This is a genomic window from Micromonospora violae (assembly GCF_004217135.1).
In the GTDB taxonomy this organism is placed as follows: Bacteria; Actinomycetota; Actinomycetes; order Mycobacteriales; family Micromonosporaceae; genus Micromonospora; species Micromonospora violae.
On sequence record NZ_SHKK01000001.1, the window covers coordinates 4,334,538 to 4,357,247 of the forward strand.

At 71.7% G+C, this 22,710-nt stretch carries 23 protein-coding genes; 7 read left to right on the forward strand and 16 right to left on the reverse strand.

All coding sequences use genetic code 11. The features are described from left to right. Positions 1-216 precede the first annotated feature (216 nt). Both pepN and EV382_RS19170 read left to right on the forward strand, forming a co-directional pair. Positions 217-2,766 carry an aminopeptidase N gene (pepN, locus tag EV382_RS19165; RefSeq protein ID WP_130403820.1) on the forward strand — a complete coding sequence of 850 codons (2,550 nt, stop codon included), beginning with the start codon at positions 217-219 and terminating at the stop codon, positions 2,764-2,766. Between the two features lie 84 nt (positions 2,767-2,850). Beyond that, positions 2,851-3,414: a Uma2 family endonuclease gene (locus EV382_RS19170; RefSeq protein ID WP_130403822.1), complete on the forward strand. Its 564-nt coding sequence runs from the start codon at positions 2,851-2,853 to the stop codon at positions 3,412-3,414. A 56-nt stretch (positions 3,415-3,470) separates the two neighbouring features. Here the strand turns inward: EV382_RS19170 and EV382_RS19175 are convergent, their stop codons facing one another. The 14 genes from EV382_RS19175 to EV382_RS19240 form a co-directional block, all read right to left on the reverse strand. Further along, on the reverse strand, positions 3,471-3,878 hold the full coding sequence (locus EV382_RS19175) for a DUF5130 family protein (protein ID WP_124772579.1): 408 nt from the start codon (positions 3,876-3,878) through the stop codon (positions 3,471-3,473). Beyond that, positions 3,865-4,185 carry an aa3-type cytochrome oxidase subunit CtaJ gene (gene ctaJ / locus EV382_RS19180; RefSeq protein ID WP_435819372.1) on the reverse strand — a complete coding sequence of 107 codons (321 nt, stop codon included), beginning with the start codon at positions 4,183-4,185 and terminating at the stop codon, positions 3,865-3,867. Before ctaJ ends, EV382_RS19175 begins: the two co-directional genes overlap by 14 nt. A 51-nt stretch (positions 4,186-4,236) precedes the next feature. After that, positions 4,237-5,700 (reverse strand): amidase, encoded by a 1,464-nt coding sequence (locus EV382_RS19185; protein ID WP_130403824.1) that lies wholly within the window; start codon positions 5,698-5,700, stop codon positions 4,237-4,239. A 178-nt stretch (positions 5,701-5,878) separates the two neighbouring features. Next, the gene (locus tag EV382_RS19190; RefSeq protein ID WP_130403826.1) at positions 5,879-6,880 is read right to left on the reverse strand and encodes an amidohydrolase family protein; all 1,002 of its coding nucleotides are present in this window, start codon (positions 6,878-6,880) and stop codon (positions 5,879-5,881) included. Beyond that, positions 6,880-7,404: a 3-hydroxyanthranilate 3,4-dioxygenase gene (locus EV382_RS19195; RefSeq protein WP_130403828.1), complete on the reverse strand. Its 525-nt coding sequence runs from the start codon at positions 7,402-7,404 to the stop codon at positions 6,880-6,882. Before EV382_RS19195 ends, EV382_RS19190 begins: the two co-directional genes overlap by 1 nt. Next, entirely contained in the window at positions 7,401-7,832 is a 432-nt protein-coding gene (locus EV382_RS19200) for a RidA family protein (protein WP_130403830.1), read from the reverse strand. The genes EV382_RS19195 and EV382_RS19200 overlap by 4 nt, the downstream gene beginning before the upstream one ends. Before the next feature lie 130 nt (positions 7,833-7,962). Continuing rightward, positions 7,963-8,736 carry a 2-keto-4-pentenoate hydratase gene (locus EV382_RS19205; protein WP_130403832.1) on the reverse strand — a complete coding sequence of 258 codons (774 nt, stop codon included), beginning with the start codon at positions 8,734-8,736 and terminating at the stop codon, positions 7,963-7,965. Next, positions 8,733-9,830 (reverse strand): 4-hydroxy-2-oxovalerate aldolase, encoded by a 1,098-nt coding sequence (gene dmpG, locus EV382_RS19210; protein ID WP_130403834.1) that lies wholly within the window; start codon positions 9,828-9,830, stop codon positions 8,733-8,735. Before dmpG ends, EV382_RS19205 begins: the two co-directional genes overlap by 4 nt. Further along, a complete protein-coding gene (locus EV382_RS19215; RefSeq protein WP_279636489.1) occupies positions 9,827-10,759 on the reverse strand; it encodes an acetaldehyde dehydrogenase (acetylating) in 933 nt (310 codons plus the stop codon). Before EV382_RS19215 ends, dmpG begins: the two co-directional genes overlap by 4 nt. Next, positions 10,756-11,553 (reverse strand): 2-keto-4-pentenoate hydratase, encoded by a 798-nt coding sequence (locus EV382_RS19220; RefSeq protein WP_130403836.1) that lies wholly within the window; start codon positions 11,551-11,553, stop codon positions 10,756-10,758. The genes EV382_RS19215 and EV382_RS19220 overlap by 4 nt, the downstream gene beginning before the upstream one ends. 38 nt (positions 11,554-11,591) lie before the next feature. Beyond that, positions 11,592-13,073 carry a 2-hydroxymuconic semialdehyde dehydrogenase gene (locus EV382_RS19225; protein WP_130408989.1) on the reverse strand — a complete coding sequence of 494 codons (1,482 nt, stop codon included), beginning with the start codon at positions 13,071-13,073 and terminating at the stop codon, positions 11,592-11,594. A 23-nt stretch (positions 13,074-13,096) separates the two neighbouring features. After that, positions 13,097-14,434: an FAD-dependent oxidoreductase gene (locus EV382_RS19230; protein ID WP_130403838.1), complete on the reverse strand. Its 1,338-nt coding sequence runs from the start codon at positions 14,432-14,434 to the stop codon at positions 13,097-13,099. Then, positions 14,431-15,711, reverse strand: coding sequence for a kynureninase (gene kynU / locus EV382_RS19235; RefSeq protein WP_130403840.1), 1,281 nt, complete (start codon positions 15,709-15,711; stop codon positions 14,431-14,433). The genes EV382_RS19230 and kynU overlap by 4 nt, the downstream gene beginning before the upstream one ends. Positions 15,712-15,725: 14 nt before the next feature. Further along, on the reverse strand, positions 15,726-16,628 hold the full coding sequence (locus EV382_RS19240; protein ID WP_130408991.1) for a tryptophan 2,3-dioxygenase: 903 nt from the start codon (positions 16,626-16,628) through the stop codon (positions 15,726-15,728). Between the two features lie 147 nt (positions 16,629-16,775). Here EV382_RS19240 and EV382_RS19245 point away from each other — a divergent pair, with 147 nt between their 5' ends. From EV382_RS19245 to EV382_RS19255, 3 genes are all read left to right on the forward strand, one after another. Next, the gene (locus EV382_RS19245; protein WP_130403842.1) at positions 16,776-17,240 is read left to right on the forward strand and encodes an Lrp/AsnC family transcriptional regulator; all 465 of its coding nucleotides are present in this window, start codon (positions 16,776-16,778) and stop codon (positions 17,238-17,240) included. Between the two features lie 104 nt (positions 17,241-17,344). Then, the gene (locus EV382_RS19250) at positions 17,345-17,869 is read left to right on the forward strand and encodes a hypothetical protein (RefSeq protein WP_208758448.1); all 525 of its coding nucleotides are present in this window, start codon (positions 17,345-17,347) and stop codon (positions 17,867-17,869) included. A gap of 12 nt (positions 17,870-17,881) precedes the next feature. Continuing rightward, positions 17,882-18,721 carry a class F sortase gene (locus EV382_RS19255; RefSeq protein ID WP_130403844.1) on the forward strand — a complete coding sequence of 280 codons (840 nt, stop codon included), beginning with the start codon at positions 17,882-17,884 and terminating at the stop codon, positions 18,719-18,721. On the opposite strand, the gene EV382_RS19260 is transcribed toward EV382_RS19255, so the two are convergent. After that, positions 18,664-19,437, reverse strand: a complete 774-nt coding sequence (locus EV382_RS19260; RefSeq protein WP_130403846.1) for a MerR family transcriptional regulator — start codon at positions 19,435-19,437, stop codon at positions 18,664-18,666. The two genes, EV382_RS19255 and EV382_RS19260, sit on opposite strands and share 58 nt — an antisense overlap. 54 nt (positions 19,438-19,491) lie before the next feature. On the opposite strand from EV382_RS19260, the gene EV382_RS19265 reads away from it, so the two are divergent. Next, positions 19,492-21,084: a DUF6194 family protein gene (locus EV382_RS19265; RefSeq protein ID WP_130403848.1), complete on the forward strand. Its 1,593-nt coding sequence runs from the start codon at positions 19,492-19,494 to the stop codon at positions 21,082-21,084. A gap of 15 nt (positions 21,085-21,099) precedes the next feature. Here the strand turns inward: EV382_RS19265 and EV382_RS19270 are convergent, their stop codons facing one another. Further along, positions 21,100-21,636 carry an HNH endonuclease gene (locus EV382_RS19270; RefSeq protein ID WP_030333470.1) on the reverse strand — a complete coding sequence of 179 codons (537 nt, stop codon included), beginning with the start codon at positions 21,634-21,636 and terminating at the stop codon, positions 21,100-21,102. A 283-nt stretch (positions 21,637-21,919) separates the two neighbouring features. On the opposite strand from EV382_RS19270, the gene EV382_RS19275 reads away from it, so the two are divergent. Further along, positions 21,920-22,663: a hypothetical protein gene (locus tag EV382_RS19275; RefSeq protein ID WP_130403850.1), complete on the forward strand. Its 744-nt coding sequence runs from the start codon at positions 21,920-21,922 to the stop codon at positions 22,661-22,663. Positions 22,664-22,710 lie beyond the last annotated feature (47 nt).

The window sequence follows — 22,710 nt, forward strand, 5'->3', positions numbered from 1 at the left end:
AGATCCCTTCACGACGGGCGGCGCCGGCAGTCGGCGTCTCAGGAGAATCTTCACCCCGCGGCCCATCGACCGGCACCCGAATGAGAGCGTGACCTCGGCCACCGCGGGCTGCCCGTACATGGAAGACTCGAATCGGGCCGGCCGTCACGAGCGGTAGGCGAACGGGCGCCGCCGGGCGTACGGCGACATGTGGGATGGAGACGAACAGTGCCGGGAGTGCGCAACCTGACGCAGGTCGAGGCAACCGAGCGGGCACGCCTGCTCAATGTGACGGGGTATGACATCAGTCTGGACCTGTCCACGGCCGTGCTGGCGGCCGACGGCCGCACGTTCAGGTCGACGACCGAGGTCCGGTTCCGCTGCTCCGAACCGGGTGCGAGCACCTTCATCGAGTTGGCCGCCGAGTCGGTGCGGTCCGCGACGCTGAACGGCACGCCCGTCGACCTCGCCGACTGGTCCGCCGAGAAGGGCCTGACCCTGTCCGGGTTGGACAGCGACAACGTCCTGGTTGTCGACGCCGACTTCGGTTACTCCAACAGCGGTCAGGGTCTGCACCGGACGGTCGACCCGGTCGACGGCGAGACGTACCTCTACAGCCAGTTCGAGACGGCCGACGCGCAGCGGGTGTTCGCCTGCTTCGACCAACCCGACCTGAAGAGCGTCTACACCTGGCACGTCACGGTGCCGGCGCACTGGCGGGCGGTGTCCAACATGCCGGTGCAGCGCGAGGAGCCGGCAGGTGAGGCGCTCAAGACGCTGCACTTCACCGAGTCGCCCCGGATGAGCACCTACATCACGGCGATGTGCGCCGGCCCGTACCACGAGGTGCGCGACGCCCACGACGGCATCGACCTGGGTGTGTTCTGCCGGGCGTCGATGGCGCAGTACCTCGACTCGGACGACCTGTTCCTGATCACCAAGCAGGGCTTCGACTTCTTCCACGAGAAGTTCGGCGTGCGCTACCCGCTGCCGAAGTACGACCAGCTCTGGGTGCCCGACTTCAACGCCGGTGCGATGGAGAACTTCGGCTGCGTGACGCACGCCGAGTCGCACTACCTGTTCCGCTCGCAGGTCACCGACTTCGAGTACGAGCAGCGGGCCAACACGATCCTGCATGAGCTGGCCCACATGTGGTTCGGTGACCTGGTCACCATGCGCTGGTGGAACGACCTGTGGCTGAACGAGTCGTTTGCCGAGTGGGCCAGCCACTGGTGCAACACCAACGCGACCCGGTTCACCGAGGCGTGGACGACCTTCCTGTCCATCCGGAAGAACTGGGGCTACCGGCAGGACCAGCTCTCCTCCACCCACCCGGTCTACACCGAGATGCCGGACATGGAGGCCGTGGAGGTCAACTTCGACGGCATCACCTACGCCAAGGGCGCGAGCGTGCTCAAGCAGCTCGTCGCGTACGTGGGTGAGGAGCCGTTCGTGGCCGGGCTGCGGGCCTACTTCGGCAAGCACGCCTGGGGCAATGCCACCTTCGACGACCTGCTCACCGAGTTGGAGGCCGCCTCCGGGCGGGAGCTGCGCAAGTTCGCCGCGCAGTGGTTGGAGACCGCACAGGTCAACACGCTGCGGCCGGAGGTGACCATCGGGGCGGACGGCACGTACGAGCAGGTGCTGGTGCGGCAGGAGGCGCCGGCGGCGTACCCGACGCTGCGGACGCACCGCATCGGCGTGGGCCTGTACGACCTGGCCGACGGGCGGCTGGTCCGTCGGGAGCGGTACGAGGTCGACGTGACCGGTGAGCACACCGATCTCGCCCCGCTGCGTGGCGTCCGGGCGGCCGACGTGCTGCTGCTCAACGACGACGACCTCAGCTACACCAAGCTGCGCCTCGACGACCGCTCGATGGCGACCGTGGTGCAGCACATCGGCGGCTTCGACTCGTCGCTGGCCCGCGCGCTCTGCTGGACCGCCGCGTGGGACATGATCCGCGACGCCGAGCTGTCCGCCCGCGACTACGTGGCGCTCACGCTGAGCGGGCTGCCCGCGGAGACCGACATCAACCTGGTCACCGCCACCCTGCGGCAGGCGACCACCGCGCTCACCCTGTACGCCGACCCGGCCTGGGCGCCGACCGGCTGGGCCGACCTGGCCCGTACCGCCCGTGACGCGCTCGCCGCCGCCGAGCCGGGCAGCGGGTTCCAGTTGGCCTGGGCCCGTGCGTTCACCTCGGCGGTGCGCTCCGAGGAGGACCTGGCGACGCTGCGCGGTTGGCTGGACGGCACCGGCGTGCCGGCCGGGCTGACCGTGGACACCGAGCTGCGCTGGTCGGTGCTCGCCGCGCTGGTGGCCAACGGTGCCGCCGGCACCGCCGAGATCGAGGCGGAGCTGAGCAGCGACCGCACGGCCAGCGGTGAGCGGGAGGCCGCGTACGCGCACGCGTTGATGCCGACGGCCGAGAACAAGGCAGCCGTGTGGGCCCTGCTCACCGGCCCGGACTCGCTGCCCAACTGGCGGAACCGGGCGCTGTTGCAGGGCTTCTCCCACCCGGCGCAGGTGGAGCTGGTCGCCCCGTACCGGGAGCGCTACTTCGCGGCGGTCGGGCAGGTGTGGGCCACCCGGGACAGCGAGCCGGCGCAGGAGTTCGCCCAGCTGGCGTACCCGACCTACCTGGTGGAGGACGACACGGTGGCGGCCACCGACGCGTGGCTGGCCGGCGAGGGGCACCCCGCCCCGCTGCGTCGGCTGGTGGCCGAGGGCCGCGACGGTGTGGTGCGGGCGCTGAAGGCCCGTGCGAAGGACGCCCAGAGCGCCTGAGCAGCGGTTGTCCGGCCCGGGGCCGGCGTGGGTGTACGCCCGCGCCGGCCCCGGCCGTTATCGTGACGTGAGGAGGTGAACGTGATGGCGCACCCGACCTACGAGTGGCGACCCCCGGAGCGGGGCTGGCGCGAGCAGGACCTGTCCGACCTGCCTGAGGACGGGAACCGCTACGAGATCATCGACGGGAGCCTGCACGTGACCCCTCCAGCCGGTCCCGAGCATCACGAGCTGGCGGACGAGATCCGGATGGCGCTCCGCCAGGCGGCTCCCGCCGGGTGGCGGGTAATCCGGGAGATCGGGGTACGGGTGCCCGGCGGCAATCTCATTTCGGATCTGACGGCGCTGCGCCCAAGCGCGCCGCGCCAACGGATGTGGGCCGAACCGGTGGACATCGCGCTCGTCCTGGAGGTCGAGTCGACGGGAAGCCGTCGTCATGATCGCTTCACCAAGCCCGCCCTCTACGCCGAGGCGGGCATCCCGCACTACTGGCGGGTGGAACGGGGCAACTTCGGCCCGGAGATCTACCGCTATCGGCTTGACGAGGGCGAGCACTACGAATTGTTGGGCACCCTGGGCCCGGACGACCCCGTGGACGTCGACGAGCCGTGGCCGATGAAGCTGGACCCGTCGGCCTGGCCTCGCTGAGACACTGAAGCCCGGCCCGCGTTCGGCGGGCCGGGCTTCGTCGTACGAGGGAGGGCTCAGCCCTTGCCGGCGTGGCTGGCGAGCTGGTCGAGGCCGTTGATGATGCCGCCGGCCAGGTCACCGCCGCTGAACGCGCCGACCATGGAGAGCGCGGCCAGCTTGGCGTACGTGTCGGGGATACGCTTGCGCGCGTACCGACCGGTGACGATCTCCAGCTGGCGCTGGTTGGGCGACACGGCGATCAGCACCGACTTGTCCGGCTCAGCGAGCTGACGGTGCAGCCGCTGGGCGTGCTCGCGGATCGGCTCGTCGAGGCCACCGACGAAGACCGAGAAGACCAGGCCGGTGCCCTGGTCGGCCAGGCGCAACGCCTCGTCGATGCGCAGCAGCTGACGGGTCGAGAACGGCCCGTCGAGCACCTCGGGCGGATTTTCCGACCCGGCCTGCTTCTCACCAACGGTCACTTGCGCCTCCGGTTCCACCGGCCGGCGCCTCGACGCTGGCCTGCTCAAGCTTGTGGCTGGTCAGCGCGGGCGCCTGCGCCCCCGCCGTCAGCGCGGTGCCGGCCGAGTCGGCCAGCTGCTCCGGGCGGCCCAGGAACCAGACCGGAGTGAAGTCGAAGGGCCGGCCCGGACGGTAGCGCTTGGCACCACCGCCACCGCCGGTGGCACCACCGCGGCTACCGGCGTACGACAGGCCGGCGATGACCAGCACCGCAGCCACCGGGATGCCGACGAAGACCAGCAACGTCTCGGTAACAGACAATCCCAACGCCCCCAGGCGGAAGAAGGACGACCTCGAACAACCGGGTCGGATGGACGATCATGCTGCCGACCGCCCGACTCCGTCGCCATTCACGTTAGCGGAGTCAGCGGCCCGCCAGATTGCGGGGTGCCGATCCCATCCGTCACTGGAGTTCTCCAGTTGCGCAGCGGTAGCGATTAGCCGCGCGTCGTCTCCGTACCGGCCGGTGAGCAGCACCCCGACGGGCAGGCCGTCGGTCGTGGTGCCCACCGGCAGGGAGACGGAGGGATCGCCGGTGACGTTGAAGATGGCGCAGTAGGGCGAGAAGCGGCGTTGCCGGTCGAAGTCGGCGGCCGGGTCCGCGTCGGCGGTGAACCAGCCGACGGGTGCCTGCGGGGCGGCCAGGGTGGGGCAGAGGAGCAGGTCGCAGCCGGCGGTGCGACGGGCACCGAGGCGGACCTGCGCCTGCAACTCGCCGAGAGCGGCGGCCAGGGTGCCGGCGGAAACCTCGGCGCCCCGGGCCCGCAGGAGCCGGGTCAGCGGCAGCAGCTCCCCTTCGAGCTGCGGGGGCACCGGGGTGAGCGCCAGCACGTACCAGAGGATCTCGAAGAGCGGCCACGCCGCCGGCCCGAGCGGCGGTGGCACCTCGACCACCTCGTGGCCGGCCGCGGTGAGCAGCGCGGCGGCCCGATCCACGGCGGCCACGCAGTCGGGGTGCACCGGTTCGTCGGCGAGCATCGGCGCGGTGAACCGGCCGATCCGCAGCGGGCCGGGCTCGGCCCGGCGCGCGACGGCCAGGTAGCCGCCGGATGGCGCGACCGGCGGCAGGTAGGGCTCGCCGGGGACCGGGACGGCCATCACGTCGAGCAGCGCGGCGACGTCGGTGACCGTCCGCCCGAGCGGACCACTGGTGGGCAGGCCGAACGCGCCGGAGCCGACCGGCCCGCCGGAGACGAGGCCCCGACTGGGTTTGTAGCCGATCAGGCCGCAGAGCGACGCGGGGATGCGCAGCGACCCGCCGCCGTCGGACCCCTGGGCGACGGGGACCAGCCCGGCCGCGACCGCCGCCGCCGCGCCGCCGCTGGACCCACCGGCGGTGTACGCCAGCTGCCACGGGTTGCGGGCCGGCGGCGCGACCCGGCCCTCGGAGTAGAGCGAACAGCCCAGCTCGGAGGTGGTCGTCTTGCCCAGACTGACCAGACCGGCGGCCTTGATGAACCGGACCACGTCGGCGTCGACCGGCGGAACGAAGTCGATGAAGGCGGCCGAACCGAAGGTGGTGCGGACCCCGGCGGTGAGCGTCAGATCCTTGATCGCGGTCGGCACCCCGTGCAGCGGGCCGCGCTCCTCGACCGGCACCGCGTCGGCGGCCCGTGCGGCCTGCCGGGCGAGGTCCGGGGTGACGGTGACGAACGCGCCCACCGTGTCGCCGAGCGCCGCCACCCGACGCAGGGAGTGCTCGACCAGTTCGACGCTGGACAGCTCGCCGCGGGTCAGCGCGGCGGCCTGCTCCAACGCGGTCAGGTCGTGCGGCTCGGCCATGTCGTCATCCTGCCGCCCGTCAGCCGTTGGCGCACTCGACACGCGCTGGCGACTGGAAAGGGACCAACCGGACTTTGCGCCAGCTCAGCGCCGCACCTGCCCGCAGATCTTGGACACTTTCCGTCACGTGCGAACGAAAAGTGTCCAAGATCTGCGCATGCCAGTGACGAAAGCCCGCTCAGCCGTGCAGGAAGCGCAGCGCGTTGGTGGACAGGAGCTTGGTGCGCTGGTCGTCGGTGAGGAAGTCGGCGGCGCGGACCACCGCGCCGGCCGGTCGTTCACCCAGCGGGTACGGGTAGTCGCTGCCGACCAGCACCCGGTCCTCCCCCAACGTGTCGACAAGCAGCCGCAGCGCCGGCGGCGCGAAGACCACCGAGTCGACGCTGAACCGGTCGAGGTAGCTGCTGGGCGGGCCGGCGGACGTGCCCCGGACCAGGTCACCACGGCGGTGCCAGGCGTTGTCGGCGCGGCCGAGCCAGAACGGGAAGCTGCCACCGCCGTGCGCGAAGCAGATCCGCAGCGACTCGGGCACCCGGTCGAAGACCCCGCCCAGGATCATCGCCAGCACCGACAGGTGCGTCTCGGCGGGCATCCCGGTGAGCCAACGGGCCATCCACCGGTTCAGCCGTGGACCGTCCGGCATGTCCCACGGGTGGACGAAGACGGGTGCGCCCACCTCGGCACAGTGCTGGAGGAAGGTGACCACGCCGGCGTCGTCCAGGTCCCGGTCGCCGACGTGGTTGCCGATCTCCACGCCCACGTGCCCGGCGGCGAGGCTGCGATCCAGCTCGGCGCAGGCGGCGTCCGGGTCCTGGAGCGGCACCTGGCAGAACGGCACCAGTCGGTCACCTCCGGCCGCGGTGACCTCCAGGGTCAGGTCGTTGAAGATCCGCGCGACCTTCACCGCCTGGTCGGCCGGGCGGTCGTAGCTGAAGAAGACCGGGGTGGGTGAGACCACCTGCACGGCCACGCCGTCGGCGTCCATGTCGGCCAGTCGGCGCGACGCGTCCCAGCACTCGGCGCCGACCGGACGGAACTCCGTCTCCCCCACCATGATCATCGCGGCGCGCTCGGAGTCGACCCGCAACCACGGCCAGCCGGACCCACCGCACGCCGCGCCGAGGTCCGGCCAACCCTTCGGTACGACGTGCGTGTGCACGTCGATGACGCCTGCCGGCATCAGCCCTTGCCCGGGTGCAGGGTGCCGCAGTTGGCGCAGGTGCGCGCCGCCTCGTCGGCGTAGAACGCCTGGAACACCGGGGGCAGGTCGGCGGCGATGTCGCGGACCTGCAACTCGACCTCGTGCACCTTGTCACCGCACTCGGGGCAGTACCACTGGAACGTCTCCAGGGTGCCCTCCTCGCGGACCCGTTCGACGACCATGCCGATCGAACCGGCCTCCGGCCGCTGCGGCGAGTGCGGGGTGTTGCGCGGCAGCATCCACATCTGACCTTCGCGCACGTGCACCGTACGCGGCCCCTCCGGGGTGATCAGGTTGATGTGCATGTTGCCCTTGACCTGGTAGAAGAACTCCTCGTACGGGTCCACGTGGAAGTCTGTGCGCTGGTTGGGCCCGCCCACCACCATCACGATGAAGTCGTCCCCGCCGGGGAACATCTCCTTGTTGCCCACCGGGGGCTTCAACAGGTGCTGGTTGTCCGCGATCCAGCCCGGAAAGCTGAACGGCTCGGCGATCTCACTCACGACTGACCTCCCGAGGGAAGAAGGGCAACGGCCTGGATTTCGATCAGCAGGTGCGGGTGTGGCAGCTGGTGCACCGCCACCGTCGTACGGGTCGGACCGGAGGCGTCGAAGAACTCGGCCCACACCTCGTTGTAGCCACCGAAGTCATTCATGTTGACCAGGTATGACGTCACCTGGACAAGGTCGTCGAGGTCCGCACCGACCGACCGCAGCAGATCCCGCACGTTCTCGATGACGGCTCGCGTCTGCTCCCGGATGTCCAGGTTGGTCGTGCCGAACTCGTCCACCTGCACACCGGCGAAGCTGTTGTCCGGCCGACGGGACGACGTACCGGAGACGAAGACGAACCCGCCCGCCACCTTGACGTGCGGAAACGCCCCCCGCGGCACAGCCTTCCCGGCAACGACCCGCGCACCGTCGACACTCATGACCCACCACCAACCGGCACCGACGCACGGGCCACGACCAGGTCAGGGGTTCCGGGCAGCCCGACCGGCGCAGGGATCAAGCCTGACCGCCCGGAGCCGGTCGGGCTGCCCGGAACCCCCACCACGCCGCTCACGACGCAGCCCGCAGCGAAGCCGTGCCGAGCTTCTCGACGACGGCACGGACCTGGGCGCCGGGACGCAGCGGCACGGCGGCGGTGGCGGCACCGGCCAGGAAGACCCACCCGGACTCCAGCCGCACCCCGTGCCGACCCGCCAGCCGGATGCCCTCGTCGAGCGCCCGGCGCGGGTCACCGAGGATCGCCGCCGTCGAGCCGACCTGCGCCACCCGCCCGTCGACCTCCAGCAGCACGCCCAGGTTGTCCAGCCCGGCCGGCACCGGCGACCACGGACCGACCACGAAAGCGGCGGCCGAGGTGTTGTCCGCGATCACGTCGGGCAGCGAGAAACGGAAGTCCGCGTACCGGGAGTCGATCAACTCGATGGCCGGGGCGACCGCGCGGACGGCCGTGGCGAAGTCACCGACCGGCTCGCCCGGCTCGGGCAGCCGGTCCAGCAGGAACGCCACCTCCGGCTCGACCCGGGGGTGGATGTACGCGGCCGGGTCCACCACGCCACCGTCGGGCACCCGCATCGCGTTGGTGAGCCGCCCCCAGATCACCTCGTCCACGCCGACCTGGGCCATCTTCGCCCTGCTGGTCAGCCCCATCTTCAACCCGACCAGCCGCTCACCGGCCTTCAGCCGGCGTTGCAGCAGTGCGGCCTGCACGGCGTACGCGGTGTCCACGTCGAGGCCGGTCTCGGCGGCGAGCTGCGGGATGGCGGTGGCCGTGTCGGCCGCCGCGCCCAACTGCTCGGCGATCCCCGCGACGTCCGGTCCGATCATGCTGCGTCATCCTCCGTCCGCGACCGCGGGTCACGCGAACGCTCCGTGCCGGCCAGGTCGAGTGCCACGTCCACGATCATGTCCTCCTGGCCGCCGACCATCCGGCGGCGGCCCAGCTCGACCAGGATCGACCGGACGTCCACTCCGTACTTCGTGGAGGCCCGTTCGGCGTGCCGCAGGAAGCTGGAGTAGACCCCGGCGTACCCCAGGGAGAGTGTTTCCCGGTCCACCTGCACCGGCCGGTCCTGAAGCGGGCGGACCAGGTCGTCGGCGGCGTCCATCAGCGCGAACACGTCGCAGCCGTGCTTCCAGCCGTGCAACTCGGCGACTGCGACGAAGACCTCCAGCGGGGCGTTCCCGGCACCCGCGCCCATGCCGGCGAGGGAGGCGTCGACGCGGACGGTCCGGCCGTGGACCGCGTCGGGACCGGCCGGCGCGGACCCGCTGACCCGGCCGTGCTCGACGGCGAGCACGCTGTTGGCCACCCCGAGCGACAGGTTGTGGTGGGCGTGGATGCCGATCTGCGTCTCCGGGGCGAGGACCTGCCGGTACGCGTCGACCCGCTGCGCCACGTCGGACATCAGCAGCCGGCCGCCGGAGTCGGTGACGTAGACGCAGTGCGCCCCGTACGACTCCATCAGCTTGGCCTGCCCGGCGAGCCCGACCGGGTCAAACATGTGCGACATCATCAGGAACCCGGCCACGTCCATGCCGTTCTCCCGGGCCCAGGAGATGTGCTGGGCGGAGATGTCCGCCTCCGTGCAGTGGGTGGCGATCCGGACGCTGGTCACCCCGAGCGCCTTCGCGGCCTTCAGGTCGGCGATCGTGCCGATGCCCGGCAGCAGCAGGGTGGTCAGTTTGGCCGTGGTCAGCACCTCGGCCGCCGCGGAGATCCACTCGGCGTCGCTGGCGGCGCCGTGGCCGTAGTTGACGCTGGAGCCGGCGAGGCCGTCACCGTGCGCCACCTCGATGGCGGCCACCCCGGCGGCGTCCAACGCGGCGGCGATGGAGCGTACGTGGTCGACGGTGTACTGGTGGGCGATGGCGTGCATGCCGTCGCGCAGCGTCACGTCCTGGATGTACAGGTCGGTCATGGCGCGACCACCTCCGAGGAGCGCAGGGCGACCAGCCGCTCCGCGGTGCGCAGCGCGGCGGAGGTCATGATGTCCAGGTTGCCGGCGTACGCGGGCAGGTAGTGCCCGGCGCCGGAGACCTCCAGGAAGACCGACACCTGAAGGGCGGTGAGCGGCCGCCCGAGCGTCGGCAGGTACGCCTGCACCCGGTCGAACTGCACGTCCTGCTTGAGCCGGTAGCCGGGGACGTACTCCTGCACGGCGGCCACCATCCGGGTGACGGAGTCGGCAATGGCGTCGGTGTCGGCGTCGGCGTCCGGGCAGAGGCAGTAGACGGTGTCCCGCATCAGCAGCGGCGGGTCCGCCGGGTTCAGCACGATGATCGCCTTGCCCCGCTCGGCCCCACCGACCACCTCGATGGCGCGGGCGGTGGTCTCGGTGAACTCGTCGATATTGGCCCGGGTGCCCGGCCCGGCGGACTTCGACGCGATCGACGCGACGATCTCCCCGTACGCCACCGGGGTGACCCGGCGGACCGCGGCGACGATCGGCACGGTGGCCTGCCCGCCGCAGGTCACCATGTTCACGTTCGACTCGTGCAGGTGCTCGTCGAGGTTGACCGGCGGCACCACGTACGGGCCGAGCGCGGCGGGGGTCAGGTCGATCACCGTGCGGCCGTGCGCGCGCAGCACCTCGTCGTGGCGGCGGTGTGCGCCGGCCGAGGTGGCGTCGAACACCAGCTCGACGTCGGCGAACTCGGGCAGCGCGACCAGCCCGTCCACGCCGTCGGCGGTGGTGGCGACGCCGAGCCGGCGGGCACGCGCCAGGCCGTCGGAGGCCGGGTCGATGCCGGCCATCGCCACCATCCGCAGGCTGTCACTCAACCGCAAAACCTTGATCATCAGGTCCGTGCCGATATTGCCGGACCCGAGCACCGCCACACCGGTCACTTGTTGCCTCCAGCACTGAAACTCGTGCGCACCGAGCCGAGGCCGGAGATCCGGGCCTCGTACGCGGCCCCCGGGGTGACCGGGACCATCGGACCGAGCGCCCCGGAGAGCACCACGTCCCCGGCGCGCAGCGGGTCGCCGGCGCGGGCCAGGGTGCCGGCCAGCCACTGCAGGGCGTGCAGCGGGTTGCCCAGGCAGGCCGCGCCCGCGCCCACCGACACCGGCTCGCCGGCGCTCTCCAGCACCATTCCGCACAGTCGCAGGTCGACGTCGGCGAGCCGACGCGGCGTGGTGCCGAGCACGAAGAGCCCGCTGGAGGCGTTGTCGGCGACGGTGTCCACGATGGAGATGTCCCAGGCGGCGATCCGTGAGTCGACGATCTCGATCGCCGGCAGCACGTGATCGACAGCGCGGATCAGGTCGACGGTGGTGAGCTGCGGGTTCGGCAGGTCCTTGTCGAGCACGAAGGCGACCTCCGCCTCCACGCGGGGCTGGAGCAGCCGGTCGATGGGCACCTCCACCCCGTCGCCGACCGCCATGGCGTCGGTCAGCATGCCGAAGTCCGGCTGGAACACCCCGAAGGTCTCCTGCACGGCCCGGGAGGTCAGCCCGATCTTCGCGCCGACCCGGCGTTCACCGCGGCCCTGCCAGGCCCGCGCCTGGAGCTGCTGCACACGGTACGCGGACTCCACGTCGCCCTCCGGCAGCAGCCGGCCCCGCAGCGGCGGGCACGGCTTGCCGGTGCTGCGGGCGTCGGCCAACTCCCGGTTGGCGGCCTCGATGTCAGCTTCCATGCCTGCTCCCTCGCTACGGCTCACCACAGGTCCACGGCTCACGACAGGTCCACGCAGACGTTGGTGAGTTCGGAGTAGAAGTTCAGCGAGTGCACGCCGCCCTCGCGACCGATGCCGGACGCCTTCACCCCGCCGAACGGGGTGCGCAGGTCCCGCAGGAACCACGTGTTGACCCAGACGATGCCGGCGTCGAGCCGGGCACCGGCCCGGTGCGCGACGCCCACGTCCCGGGTCCACACGGTCGCCGCCAGGCCGTACTCGGTGCCGTTGGCGAGGGCGTACGCCTCGTCCTCGGTGTCGAACGGGGCGACGTGCACCACCGGGCCGAAGATCTCCTCCCGGTTGGTACGGGCGTCCGGGGGAAGCCCGGTGAGCACGGTCGGCTGCACGTACGACCCGCCGTCGCGGGCGTCACCGAAGGTGGGTGTGCCGCCGCCGCTGAGCACCTCGGCGCTCTCGGACCGGGCCAGCTCGTACGCGCCGAGCACCTTCGCCCGGTGCTGGTGGGAGATGAGCGGCATGGTGGCGGTGGCCTCGTCGGTCGGCCAGCCGTACGCCAGTTCCCCGGCCCGCTTCGCCAGCCGGGCGGTGAACTCCTCGAAGACCGGGCGTTGCACGTAGATGCGCTCGGTGCAGAGGCACACCTGCCCGCCGTTGGTGAAGCTGGACCGCACCGAGCCGGCCACCGCGGCGTCCAGGTCGGCGTCGGCGAAGACCAGGCCGGCGTTCTTGCCGCCCAACTCGAAGCTGACCGCCTTCACCCCGTCGGCGGCGGCTCGCATGATCGCGCCGCCGGTGGCCGACTCGCCGGTGAAGGTGATCGCGTCGACGCCCGGGTGGCGGGTGAGGAACTCGCCCGCCGAGTCCGGCCCGAAGCCGTGCACCAGGTTGAACACCCCGGCCGGCACGCCAGCGGCGGCCATCACCTCGGCGAGCAGCGTCGCCGAGGCGGGAGTCTCCTCGCTGGGCTTGACCACGACGGCGTTTCCGCAGGCCAGCGCCGGAGCGACCTTCCAGGTGAGCAGCAGCAGCGGCAGGTTCCACGGCACGATGACCGCGACCACACCGACCGGCTTGCGCAGCGCGTAGTTGAGCGCCCGGCCGCCGGTCGGGGTGACCGTGGTGAACGACTCGGTGGGGGCGGTCGCCACGATCTCGGCGAACGCCCGGAAGTTCGCCGCGCCGCGCGGGATGTCCAGCGTGCGGGCCTGGGCGATGGACTTGCCGGTGTCGGCGACCTCGGCGGTGACCAGGTCGTCGAAGCGGCGTTCCAACTCGTCGGCGACGCGGCGCAGCACCTCGGCGCGCTCACGTTCCCCCATCCGGCCCCACGGCCCCCGCAGCGCGGCACGGGCGGCGGCCACCGCGTCGTCCACCGTGGACTGCGACGCCTCGTCCACCTCGAAGACCTGATCCCCGGTGACCGGGCTGGCCTTGGCGAACGTCGTCGCGCCGTCGACGAACTCGCCGTTGACGAAGTTGCGCAACCGGTGCGGCCCACCCGGTGCGTGGCCGCCCATCAGTCGCGGATCCCAGGTGCCGGTCATGCGCGCCTCCCTCGGCTCAGTGCCGCGCCGATCGCGCCGACCAGCAGCAGCGCGGCCCCGCCGACGACCGCCCCGAGCACCCGGTGCTGTCGGCGCACCCGGCGTCGCACCTCCGCGTACCCGGTGGTGGAGAACGACACCAGTTCGTACTGGGAAACGTACCGGCCGGGCAGGGCCCGTTCCAGTGCGTGCTCCACCCGCCGCCGGGTCTGGAAGACCGGGGAGGCGACCTTGTCCCGCATCTCCACGAAGTTGGTCAGCGCCATCGTCGCGATGGCCTCCGCGTTCTCCTGCCGCCGCCGCTGGAACAGGGGCAGCGCCGCCGACCAGTCGTCGGCGCACTCGTCCAGGCAGCGGTCCAGCTCCACCACGTCCTCGAAGGCGCAGTTGGCGCCCTGGCCGTAGAACGGCACGATGGCGTGGGCGGCGTCGCCGAGCAGGCCGACCTTTCCGTTGACCTGCCAGGGGGTGCAGCGCACCGTGCCCAGCACGCCCACCGGGTTGTGCTGGTAGTCGTCGACCAGGTTCGGGGCCAGCGGGACCACGTCCGGGTACTGCTCGGTGAAGTGCCGTTCGATCTCCGCCGGGCTGGTCAGCGAGGCGAAACTGCCGGCACCCTCGTTGGGCCAGAACAGCGTGCAGGTGAAGGAGCGATCGGGGTTCGGCAGCGCGATCATCATCGAGGTGCCCCGCGGCCAGATGTGCAACGCGTCCTCATCCAGGGCGAAGTCCCCGCCCAACGGCGGAATCGTCAGCTCCTTGTAGCCGTAGTCGAGGAAGTCCACACGCTCGTCCAGCAGCCCGTACGCCAGCAGTTGCCCGCGCACCGCGGAGCCGGCGCCGTCGGCGCCCAGCACGACCGACGCCTTCGCCGCGACCGTGCCCTGCGGGGTCTCGAAGCTCAACGCGCCGTCGGTCGGGTCGAGCCCGACCAGCCGGTGGTCGAAGACGACCCGAACCCCGGGCAGCGCGGCGGCCTCGTCCAGCAGGGCGTTGTTCAGCGCACCCCGGCTGATCGAGTTGATCGCCCGGTCGCCGGCCGCGCTGTACGACTGGAACTGCTGCTCGCCCTCGACCGGGTGGATCATCCGGCCGCGCATCGGCAGCGCGTCGGTCATCACCTGCTCGGCCAGCCCGATCCGGCGCAACGCGTCCAGGCCACGCTCGGAGAGCGCCAGGTTGATCGAGCGGCCCCGCTCGACGGTGCCGGCCCGCGGGTCGGAGCGACGCTCGTAGAGGGCCACCGGGTAGCCACGCCGGGCCAGGAAGCAGGCCGCCAGACAACCGGCCAGCCCGGCACCGATGATCGCGATCTCGTCGCGCCGCGCCGTCACGGGTTCACCTGCCCCACCGTCGCCGCCAGCGCCGCCGCGGCCCGCCAACAGTCGAGGTAGGTGGAGTAGAGCGGCACCGGGGCGAACCGGACGACGTCCGGTTCACGGGCGTCGGCGATCACGCCGTGTTCGTACCGGAGGCGTTTGGTCAGCTCGGCGGCGCTGCCGGAACCGATGCGCACGGAGAGCTGGCAGCCCCGCCGGTCCGGGTCGCGCGGGGTGACCACCCGCAGTGGCCGCCCGACGGTCACCTCGTCGAACAGCGACTCCAGCCAGCCGGTGAGGCGCTGGCTGCGCGCACGCAGCGCGGTCATCCCCACCGCGTCGAACAGCTCCAGCGAGGTACGCACCGGACCCATCGCGAAGATCGGCGGGTTGGAGATCTGCCATGCCTCCACGGTGGCCGGCGGCCGGGACACCGGCGTCATCTCGAACCGGGTGGCCGCCGCGGTGCTCCACCACCCCTCGAAGCGGGGCAGGCTCTCGTCGCCGAGGTGCCGTTCGTGCACGAAGACACCCGCCAGGGCACCCGGGCCGGAGTTCAGGTACTTGTAGGAGCACCACGCGGCGAAGTCGACATCCCAGTCGTGCAGGGCCAGCGGCACGTTGCCGACCGCGTGGGCCAGGTCCCAGCCGACCACCGCGCCGGCGGCCCGGCCGGCGGCCGTGATCGCCGGGATGTCCAGCAGCTCGCCGGTGAGGTAGTTGACCCCGCCGAGCAGCAGCAGGGCCACCCGGTCCCCCTCGGCGGCCAGGTAGTCGGTCACGTCCTCGGTGCGCAGGGCGTCCTCACCCGCGCGCGGACGCAGCCGGACCACCGCGTCGTCCGGGTCCAGGCCGTGGAACCGCGCCTGGCTGCGCACGGCGTAGCTGTCCGAAGGGAAGGCGGCGTCCTCGATGACGATGCGGGTACGCGCGCCGGCCGGCCGGTAGAAGCTCACCATCAGCAGGTGCAGGTTGACCGTGAGCGAGTTCATCACCACGGCCTCGGTGGGACGGGCGCCGACCAGTCGCGCGGCCGGCCCGGTCAACAGCTCGTGGTACGGCAGCCACGCGCGCTCCGCCTCCAGGTGCCCCTCCACGCCGAGCCGCCCCCACGCGTCCAGGTCGGCCAGGAGTTCGTCGCGGGTGGCCCGGGGTTGCAGGCCGAGCGAGTTGCCGGCCAGGTACGCCGACTCGGGGTGCTCACCGCCGTCGGCCGGCGGCACGTGGAACAGGTGCCGGTGGCCGGGGTCGGCCTCGTCGCGTCGATGCGCTTCTTCTTGAGGGGTGTGCATGTCTCGCTCTCCGGTCACATCGCGGTGCGGGCCGACCACAGCTCCGGGAAGACCACCCGGGCCATGCTGCGCTGCAACCACGCCAGGCCGGCGGAGCCGCCGCTGCCGACTTTGGCGCCCATCGTCCGCTGCACCGCCTTGACGTGGTTCCAGCGCCAGTCACCGAACTCCTCGGCGACCGCGCTGAGCGCCTCGCCGAGCAGTCGCAGGTGGTTGTCCGGGCTGGCATCGTCGTAGATCCTCACCCAGGCCGCCTCGACCGCCGGCTGCGGGTCGTGCTCGACGGAAACGTCCCGGTCGAGCAGGTCGGCGGGGAGGTCGAAGCCGCGCCGGGCGAGCAGCGCGAGCACGTCGTCCCAGAGGCTCGGGGCGGCCAGCGCGGCGCTCAGCGCGGCGTGCACCTCGGCCTGCCGGCGGAACGGACGGATCAGCGTCGGGTCGCGCAGCCCGAGCAGGAACTCCAACTGCCGGTACATCGCCGACTGGAAGCCGGAGGCTTCGCCGAGCAGATTGCGGAACCGGTTGAAGTCGGCCGGGCTCATCCAGCGCAGGCCCTGCCAGGCGGCGTTGAGCCCTTCCAGGTGCAGCTTGGCTCGGCCCAACGGGGCCAGCGCCTCCCAGATCTGGTCGGTGCGGATCAGCCGCTGGGTCTCCCGCAGCTCGTGGCAGGTCAGCCCGAAGTACAACTCCATGATCTGGCTGACCATCAGGAAGGACATCTCGCCCGGGTCGCTGCTGAGCGGGTGCTGCATCTTGTGCAGGGCGCTGGCCTGCACGTACGCGTCGTACGGCACCATGTCGGCGAACTCCAACGTCGGTTCGCCGCCGGTGCGCTCCGCCTGCGCGGCGCGCTGCCCGGGGGTCACCGGTCGCACCGTGGCACGGCGGTTCGGCGCCCGCCGCTCCGTCTGATCCACCATCTCGTTTCCCTCCCCGGACTGGTCGACGTCATGATCTCGCGGTCGGATCGGCCTGCGGAATGCCGAATCAACGGCTCTCGCCGCCTTCTCCTGGCAAACCAAAGGCAACTAGGCGAAGTGAGTTCACGAAAGTAAGGTCTGGGCGTGGACGACATGGACTGGGCGCTGCTCCGCGAGTTGCAGGCCGACGCGCGGCTCTCCTTCAGCGAGTTGTCCCGGCGGGTGCACCTGTCACCACCGTCCGTCGCGGAGCGGGTCCGTCGGCTGGAGGAGGCCGGGGTCATCACCGGCTACCACGCTCATGTCGACCTGAGCCGCGCCGGCCGCACCGTGGTCGCGCTGATCCGGATGTCCTGTTACGGCGCGCGCTGCATCCTGCACGACCCGGCGGTGGCCGGCTGGCCGGAGATCCTCGAGATCCACCGGATCACCGGCGACGCGTGCAGCGTGCTGAAGGTGGCGGCCGGCTCGATCGGCGCGTTCGAGGGGGTCATCGACCGGCTCGCCCCGTACGGCCAACCGTCGAGCACGATGGTCCTCTCCTCCCCGTTGAACTGGCAGCCCATCACCCCCCTCCCCGCCGCCGGGCCCGTCCCCCGCCCGCGCTGACCCCTCCTGGCCCGTCGGCCTGCGGTTTGCCCCCGCGCCAGCGGGAAAGCAGCGCCCGTGCCCAGGGGAGGGTTCCGGCGGTCGTCGCCGGTTGGGGGGAAATCATGCAGGGAATCCGCACGATCAACCGCGCGCTCTCGTCCGTACTGACACTGGTGGGGCTGGTCGGGGCGTTCGTCCTGTTGTCGGTCGCGCCGGCACGAGCCGGTGAGAACGTCTTCGTCGAGGTGACACCGAACAGCGTTCAGGCCGGCAGCCGGGTCAGCATCAAGGCGAGCTGCGACAACGACAACAACAACCGGCAGTCCAGCGTCCACTCCGACGCGTTCGGGCAGGTGCGGCTCAGACCGGACAAGGGCTTCCTGACCGGCCAGGCGACGATTCCGCGCGACAAGCCGGCCGGTGACTACGCGGTCGACCTGCGCTGCGAGAACGGCGAGACGTCGTCGACCACGTTGACCGTGCTGAACATGGCCTCACCCAGCAAGGGGCCGGCGACCGGTGGTGGTGGCATGGCCGGCGGTCGCGGCACCGGCTCGCTGCTCGTCATCGGTGGCGTGGCGTTGGTGGGCACCGCGATCGTGCTCGGGATGGCCGGCGGCCGACGTCGATCGGGGGCCGGCTCCTGAGCCGGAGCACCCATGACCCGCAGATCCGCGCGTGCGCGGTCGGATCGCCGCGCCCGCTTCCGGGCCGGGCCGGCGCTGCGCGCGTCCGGCCGGCTGGTGGTCCGCGTCTCCGGACGGCTGCGCCGGGTCGCCGGGCAGGCCGTGTCGGCGAGCGTCACCACCACCGATCCGACCGCCCGCCCGCTGCCGCCGCGACGTCCGGCCGGGCCACCGTCGGCCCGCCACCGTTTCGGTACGAGCCCCGGGTTGCCGGTGCTGGCCATCGCCGCGCTGATGGTGCTGATCGTGGCGATGCTCGGCGTCGAGCAGGTGACCGGAATGAGCCTGCTGCCGGACCGGCTCAGCGCCGGCCTACGACCACCGCCGAAGAAGTTCCCGGTGTTGCCGGCCAGCCCTCCGACCAGCCTCACCATCGAAAAGATCGACGTGCGGGCGCCCGTACACGACGTGGGCATCGCCTCGGACGGCACGATCGCCGTACCGGACGCGGCCCGCGCGCAGGAGGCCGGCTGGTACGACCAGGGGCCCACCCCGGGCCAGTACGGCCCAGCCGTGATCGTCGGGCACGTCGACACCACCAGCGGGCCGGCGGTCTTCCACAAACTCCGCGAACTGCGCTCCGGTGACGAGATCGAGGTGACCCGTACCGACCAGCGCGTGGCGGTCTTCGAGGTGAACTCGGTGGAGAAGTTCGACAAGGGCCGACTGCCGGTGGACGAGGTGTACGGCGACTTCAGCCGCCCGAGCCTCCGACTGATCACCTGCGGCGGCCAGTGGGTCGGCGGCGAGACCGGCTACGCGGACAACGTCGTGGTCTTCGCCTCGCTGGTCAAGGCGCGTGGTGGCGGCTGAATGGCGTCGAGGTAATCGGCGAGCCGGGCGGCACCGGTGAGCATGGCCCGGCCCCGCTCGGTGAGCCGTTGCCGCCACTGGCGCAGCGACGCCGCCAGCGGCTCCGCACCGCCGGCGTCGCGCACTCGACGCAGCACGTCGGCGATGTGGCCGAGCTGGTACCCGCCACGGCGCAACAGGTGGGCGAGTTCGGCGTCCCGCACGTCGTCGGGCCGGTAGAGCCGGTAGTGGGTCACCGGATCACGGACCGGCCGCAGCACCCCGGCCCGCTCCCACTTGCGCAGCGTGGCCGGCTGTAACCCGAGCCGGTGCGCCAGCACGCTGATCGGCACGGCCTTCTGGCTCTGCGGCGGCGGTCGCGTTCCGGTGAGCGTCGCCACCGCCGCCTCGACCGCGTCCAGGGTTTCCCGATCGCGCTGGAGCAGAGCATGACCCTGGTCGATGGTGCGCAACGCCGCGCCGATTTCGCCCCGGTTGACGGCCCGCATGATCTCGCCGCTGGCCGCGTAGCCGTGGCCCGTGATCAACGCGAGGTAGGCCCGCAACGCCGTGGCGTGCAGCTCGGTGAACTGGCGGTAGCCGCTCGGGGTGCGCCGGACCGGAGGCAGGACGCCGTCTCGTTCGTAGTTGCGTACGGCCTGCGCGGAGAGGCCGTGCGCACGCGCGAGATCGACCGGTCGGCGTACCCCCGGGTTTGAAGGTTTTGTGGCTGTCACCGCGCTGCACCGCTCGTGAGTCTCAACCGCTGGTTCAACGATACGGTTTATGGAATGCCACCTTTTCTCGACCTGCTGACGGTGTCTCCCGACCTGCTCGCCCTCGGTGAACCGACGCACGGTGAATCCGCCTTCCTCCAACTCCGCAACGACGCCTTCCTGGCCCTCGCGGAGCACGGATACCGGTCGATCGCGCTGGAGAGCGACCGGGCCGCCGGGCTGATCGCGGACGAGTTCGTGCAGGGCGGCGACGTGCCGCTCGACCAGGCGCTCACCGAAGGGTTCAGCCACGGCTTCGGCGCGGCCCCGGCCAACCGCGACCTCCTGCTGCGGATGCGGGAGTGGAACACCGGACGGCCGGCCGCCGAGCGCCTGACGTTCCACGGTTTCGACGCCCCGGTGGAGATGGAGAGCGCCCCGAGCCCGCGCCACCACCTCGACCAGGTCTGCCACTTCCTCGACCTGGACCGGTCTGCCGAGATCGACGACCTGATCGGGGACGAGGCGCGGTGGCGTGACCCGGCCGCCATCTGGGAGCCGGGACGGTCGGTTGGGCGCTCGACCGAAGCCCAGCGACTGCGGGTGATCGCCGACGAGATGCTGACCGAATTGTACCTGCGGGCGCCGTGGAAGTCAGCGGGCTGGCCGGCGGCGTTCGTGCACGCCACGGCCGCCGTCGCGCTGCTGCGCTACCACGCCGCGGCCGCCGCACCACTGGCCCAGGACGAACGCTTCGCCCGGTTGGCTGGTGTCCGGGACGCGCTGATGGCCGAGAACCTGCTCGCGATCCGCGCGGCCGAGGCACACCGCGGACCCACGCTGGTCTTCGCGCACAACACACACCTCCAGCGTCATCCGAGCACGATGACGCTGGCCGGCACGGAGATGACCTGGGCCGGTGCCGGCGCGATCGTCGCGTCGCTGCTCGGTGACCGGTACGCGGTGATCGTCGGCAGCCTCGGCGCGAGCCCGGCGCTCGGCATCGAGCCGCCCGCCGCGTCGACCTACGAGGGCAGACTCCAGCAGGAGACCGACCTCCCCCGGTACCTGCCGGCGTCCGACATCGGCGCGGCCGAGCAGCGGACGCACGACTACCGCTACTTCCCGCTGGACCGGGCCACCATCGAACACGCCGACGCGGTCCTGCACATCCCGACCGGTGTCGACGCGGCCGTGCTCGCCGACCGGATCGTCGCACTGCCCGGCGTCGAGCAGGTCGTGGCGAGCGAGGAGGACGGGTCACCCGAGGCGGCCTGGGGCGACCGCTTCTTCTTCGTCGGCCCGGACCGCCGCCAGCCGTTCGCCACCATCGTCGAGCGGGACGTGCCCGGCTTCGACGAGGCATCCCAACTGGACCGCCCCGGCGTCTTCCGGCTCAACCTGGACCTGGGCCGGGCCGAGTTCGAGCGGCTGTTCGGCTTCCCGCCCAAGGCGTTCGAGGAGCACCGGCACGAGTTCGACTTCGCCCGACTGGACACCGTGTCGCCGCACCCGGGCTACGCGCTGTACGGCTTCGCCAGCATCGTGATGCCCGGCCCGCAGCTGCTGCCCGAGATCGACCGGCTACTGGCGATCGCACACGGCCGGGCCGCCGACCGCGACGATCGCGCGGCGCGTCGGGCGACGCACCCGCAATCGGGAGCCTGACCGCGTCCGTTGGAATCAGGCGGCGGCTTCGGGCTCCCGCAGATCCAACCAGTCGGCCCAGCGGGGGTCGGGTGCGCGGTGCCCGAGCACCCGCCAGGCGGTGCCTTTCGGTGCCGCCGGCAGCGCGTGTAACCGCCACCCCATCTCCGCCGGGGTCTTGTCGCCCTTGGTGTGGTTGCACCGGGCGCACGCGGCCACCACGTTCTCCCAGGCGTGCCGGCCACCCCGACTGCGCGGAAAGACGTGGTCAATGGTCTCGGCCGGGCCCCGGCAGTAGGCACACCGCCACCCGTCCCTCGCGAAGATCGCCCGTCGGGAAAGCCCGACATGCGTTCGGTACGGCACCCGGACGAAGCGCGTCAACCGGACCACGGAGGGCACCGGGAGCGCGTCCCGGGCGCTGTGCAGAATGCCGTCGCCATCGGCGACGCAGACCGCCTTGGCGGAGAGGACGAGGATCGCGGCGCGACGCACCGACACGACACACAGCGGCTCGTAGGTGGCGTTGAGGACCAACGCGCCAGAGCCCACCGTGGGTCGTATGTCAGGCATCGCGCTCACCCTCCCGGTTCAGCGGCTGCTGGGGACCGGGGCCGACCGAAACCGGGCACAAGGGCCCACACGGTCGACGCCGGGCCGATCACCGACGTCCGTTGCGCCAATAGTCCCTGATCGGACCCCGGATTGCACGTACTAATCTCTCTTCTGGTAAGCGGATCACCCGCCCCGGGACGGATAGCTGCTCACCGGGCACCTCGGTTCAGGACGCTTCGGTGCTCAGCCTCGACCGATCGGCCAGCGGGTCCAGTAGCCATCGGCACCTATCGTCACCGGCATGATCGAGAAGCTGTCCGCCGCCACCGTGCGCCACCGGCACGTGGTGCTGACCCTCGGGCTTCTCCTGGTCGGCGTGAACACCGCGGCCCCGCCGTCCGCGTCCGCCGTCGGGCAGCGCCTGTTGTTCCTCCTCTCCCTGACGGCTCTGGTTCTGGCGGCCGTCGTCATGGGGGTCCGTCCGGCCTCCTTCGTGGTGCAGCCGCAGATTCCGGCCTTCGCCACACCCGGGCCCGCCTGGACGGTGTTCTTCGCCCTGGGCTACCTCGGGCCCGCGTCCGCCCACATCGGCGCACTGCTGCGCGCGACCAGGCAGGGCACCCTGTCGACGTTCGACGTGGTTCTCGGTGTTCTCTGGGTGGTGCTGGCCGCGCTGATGGTGACGTGGGCGTGGCGGGGCCACGGGGTACGGCTGGAGCCCTTCGGGGTACGGCAGACCTGGGCGCTGGGCTCGCTCACCGTGCCGTGGGCGGCCCTCCTGGCCCCGCAGGTCCCCTCGGCTGCCGACCGCCGCCGGTCGCTGCCGATGCGGATCACGGAACCCCACCTGGTTCGGCGTCGTGGCATTCCGCGCGGCCGGGGGGCGTTGCGGACGGACATCGTCGACGCGGGATTCCTCGCCGCGGCCATCGGGTACTACGTCGCCCACCCCGAACACCGGGCGGCGATCGGTGGTCAGGCCGAGTACGACCGGCTCCGCGCCGCGTTGTCGGGCGGGGAGGCCGCGTTGCCCGGCCGGGAGTGAGCACCGACCGGCAGCGAGAGTCGCGCCCTCGGCGGTAGGTCAGCCGG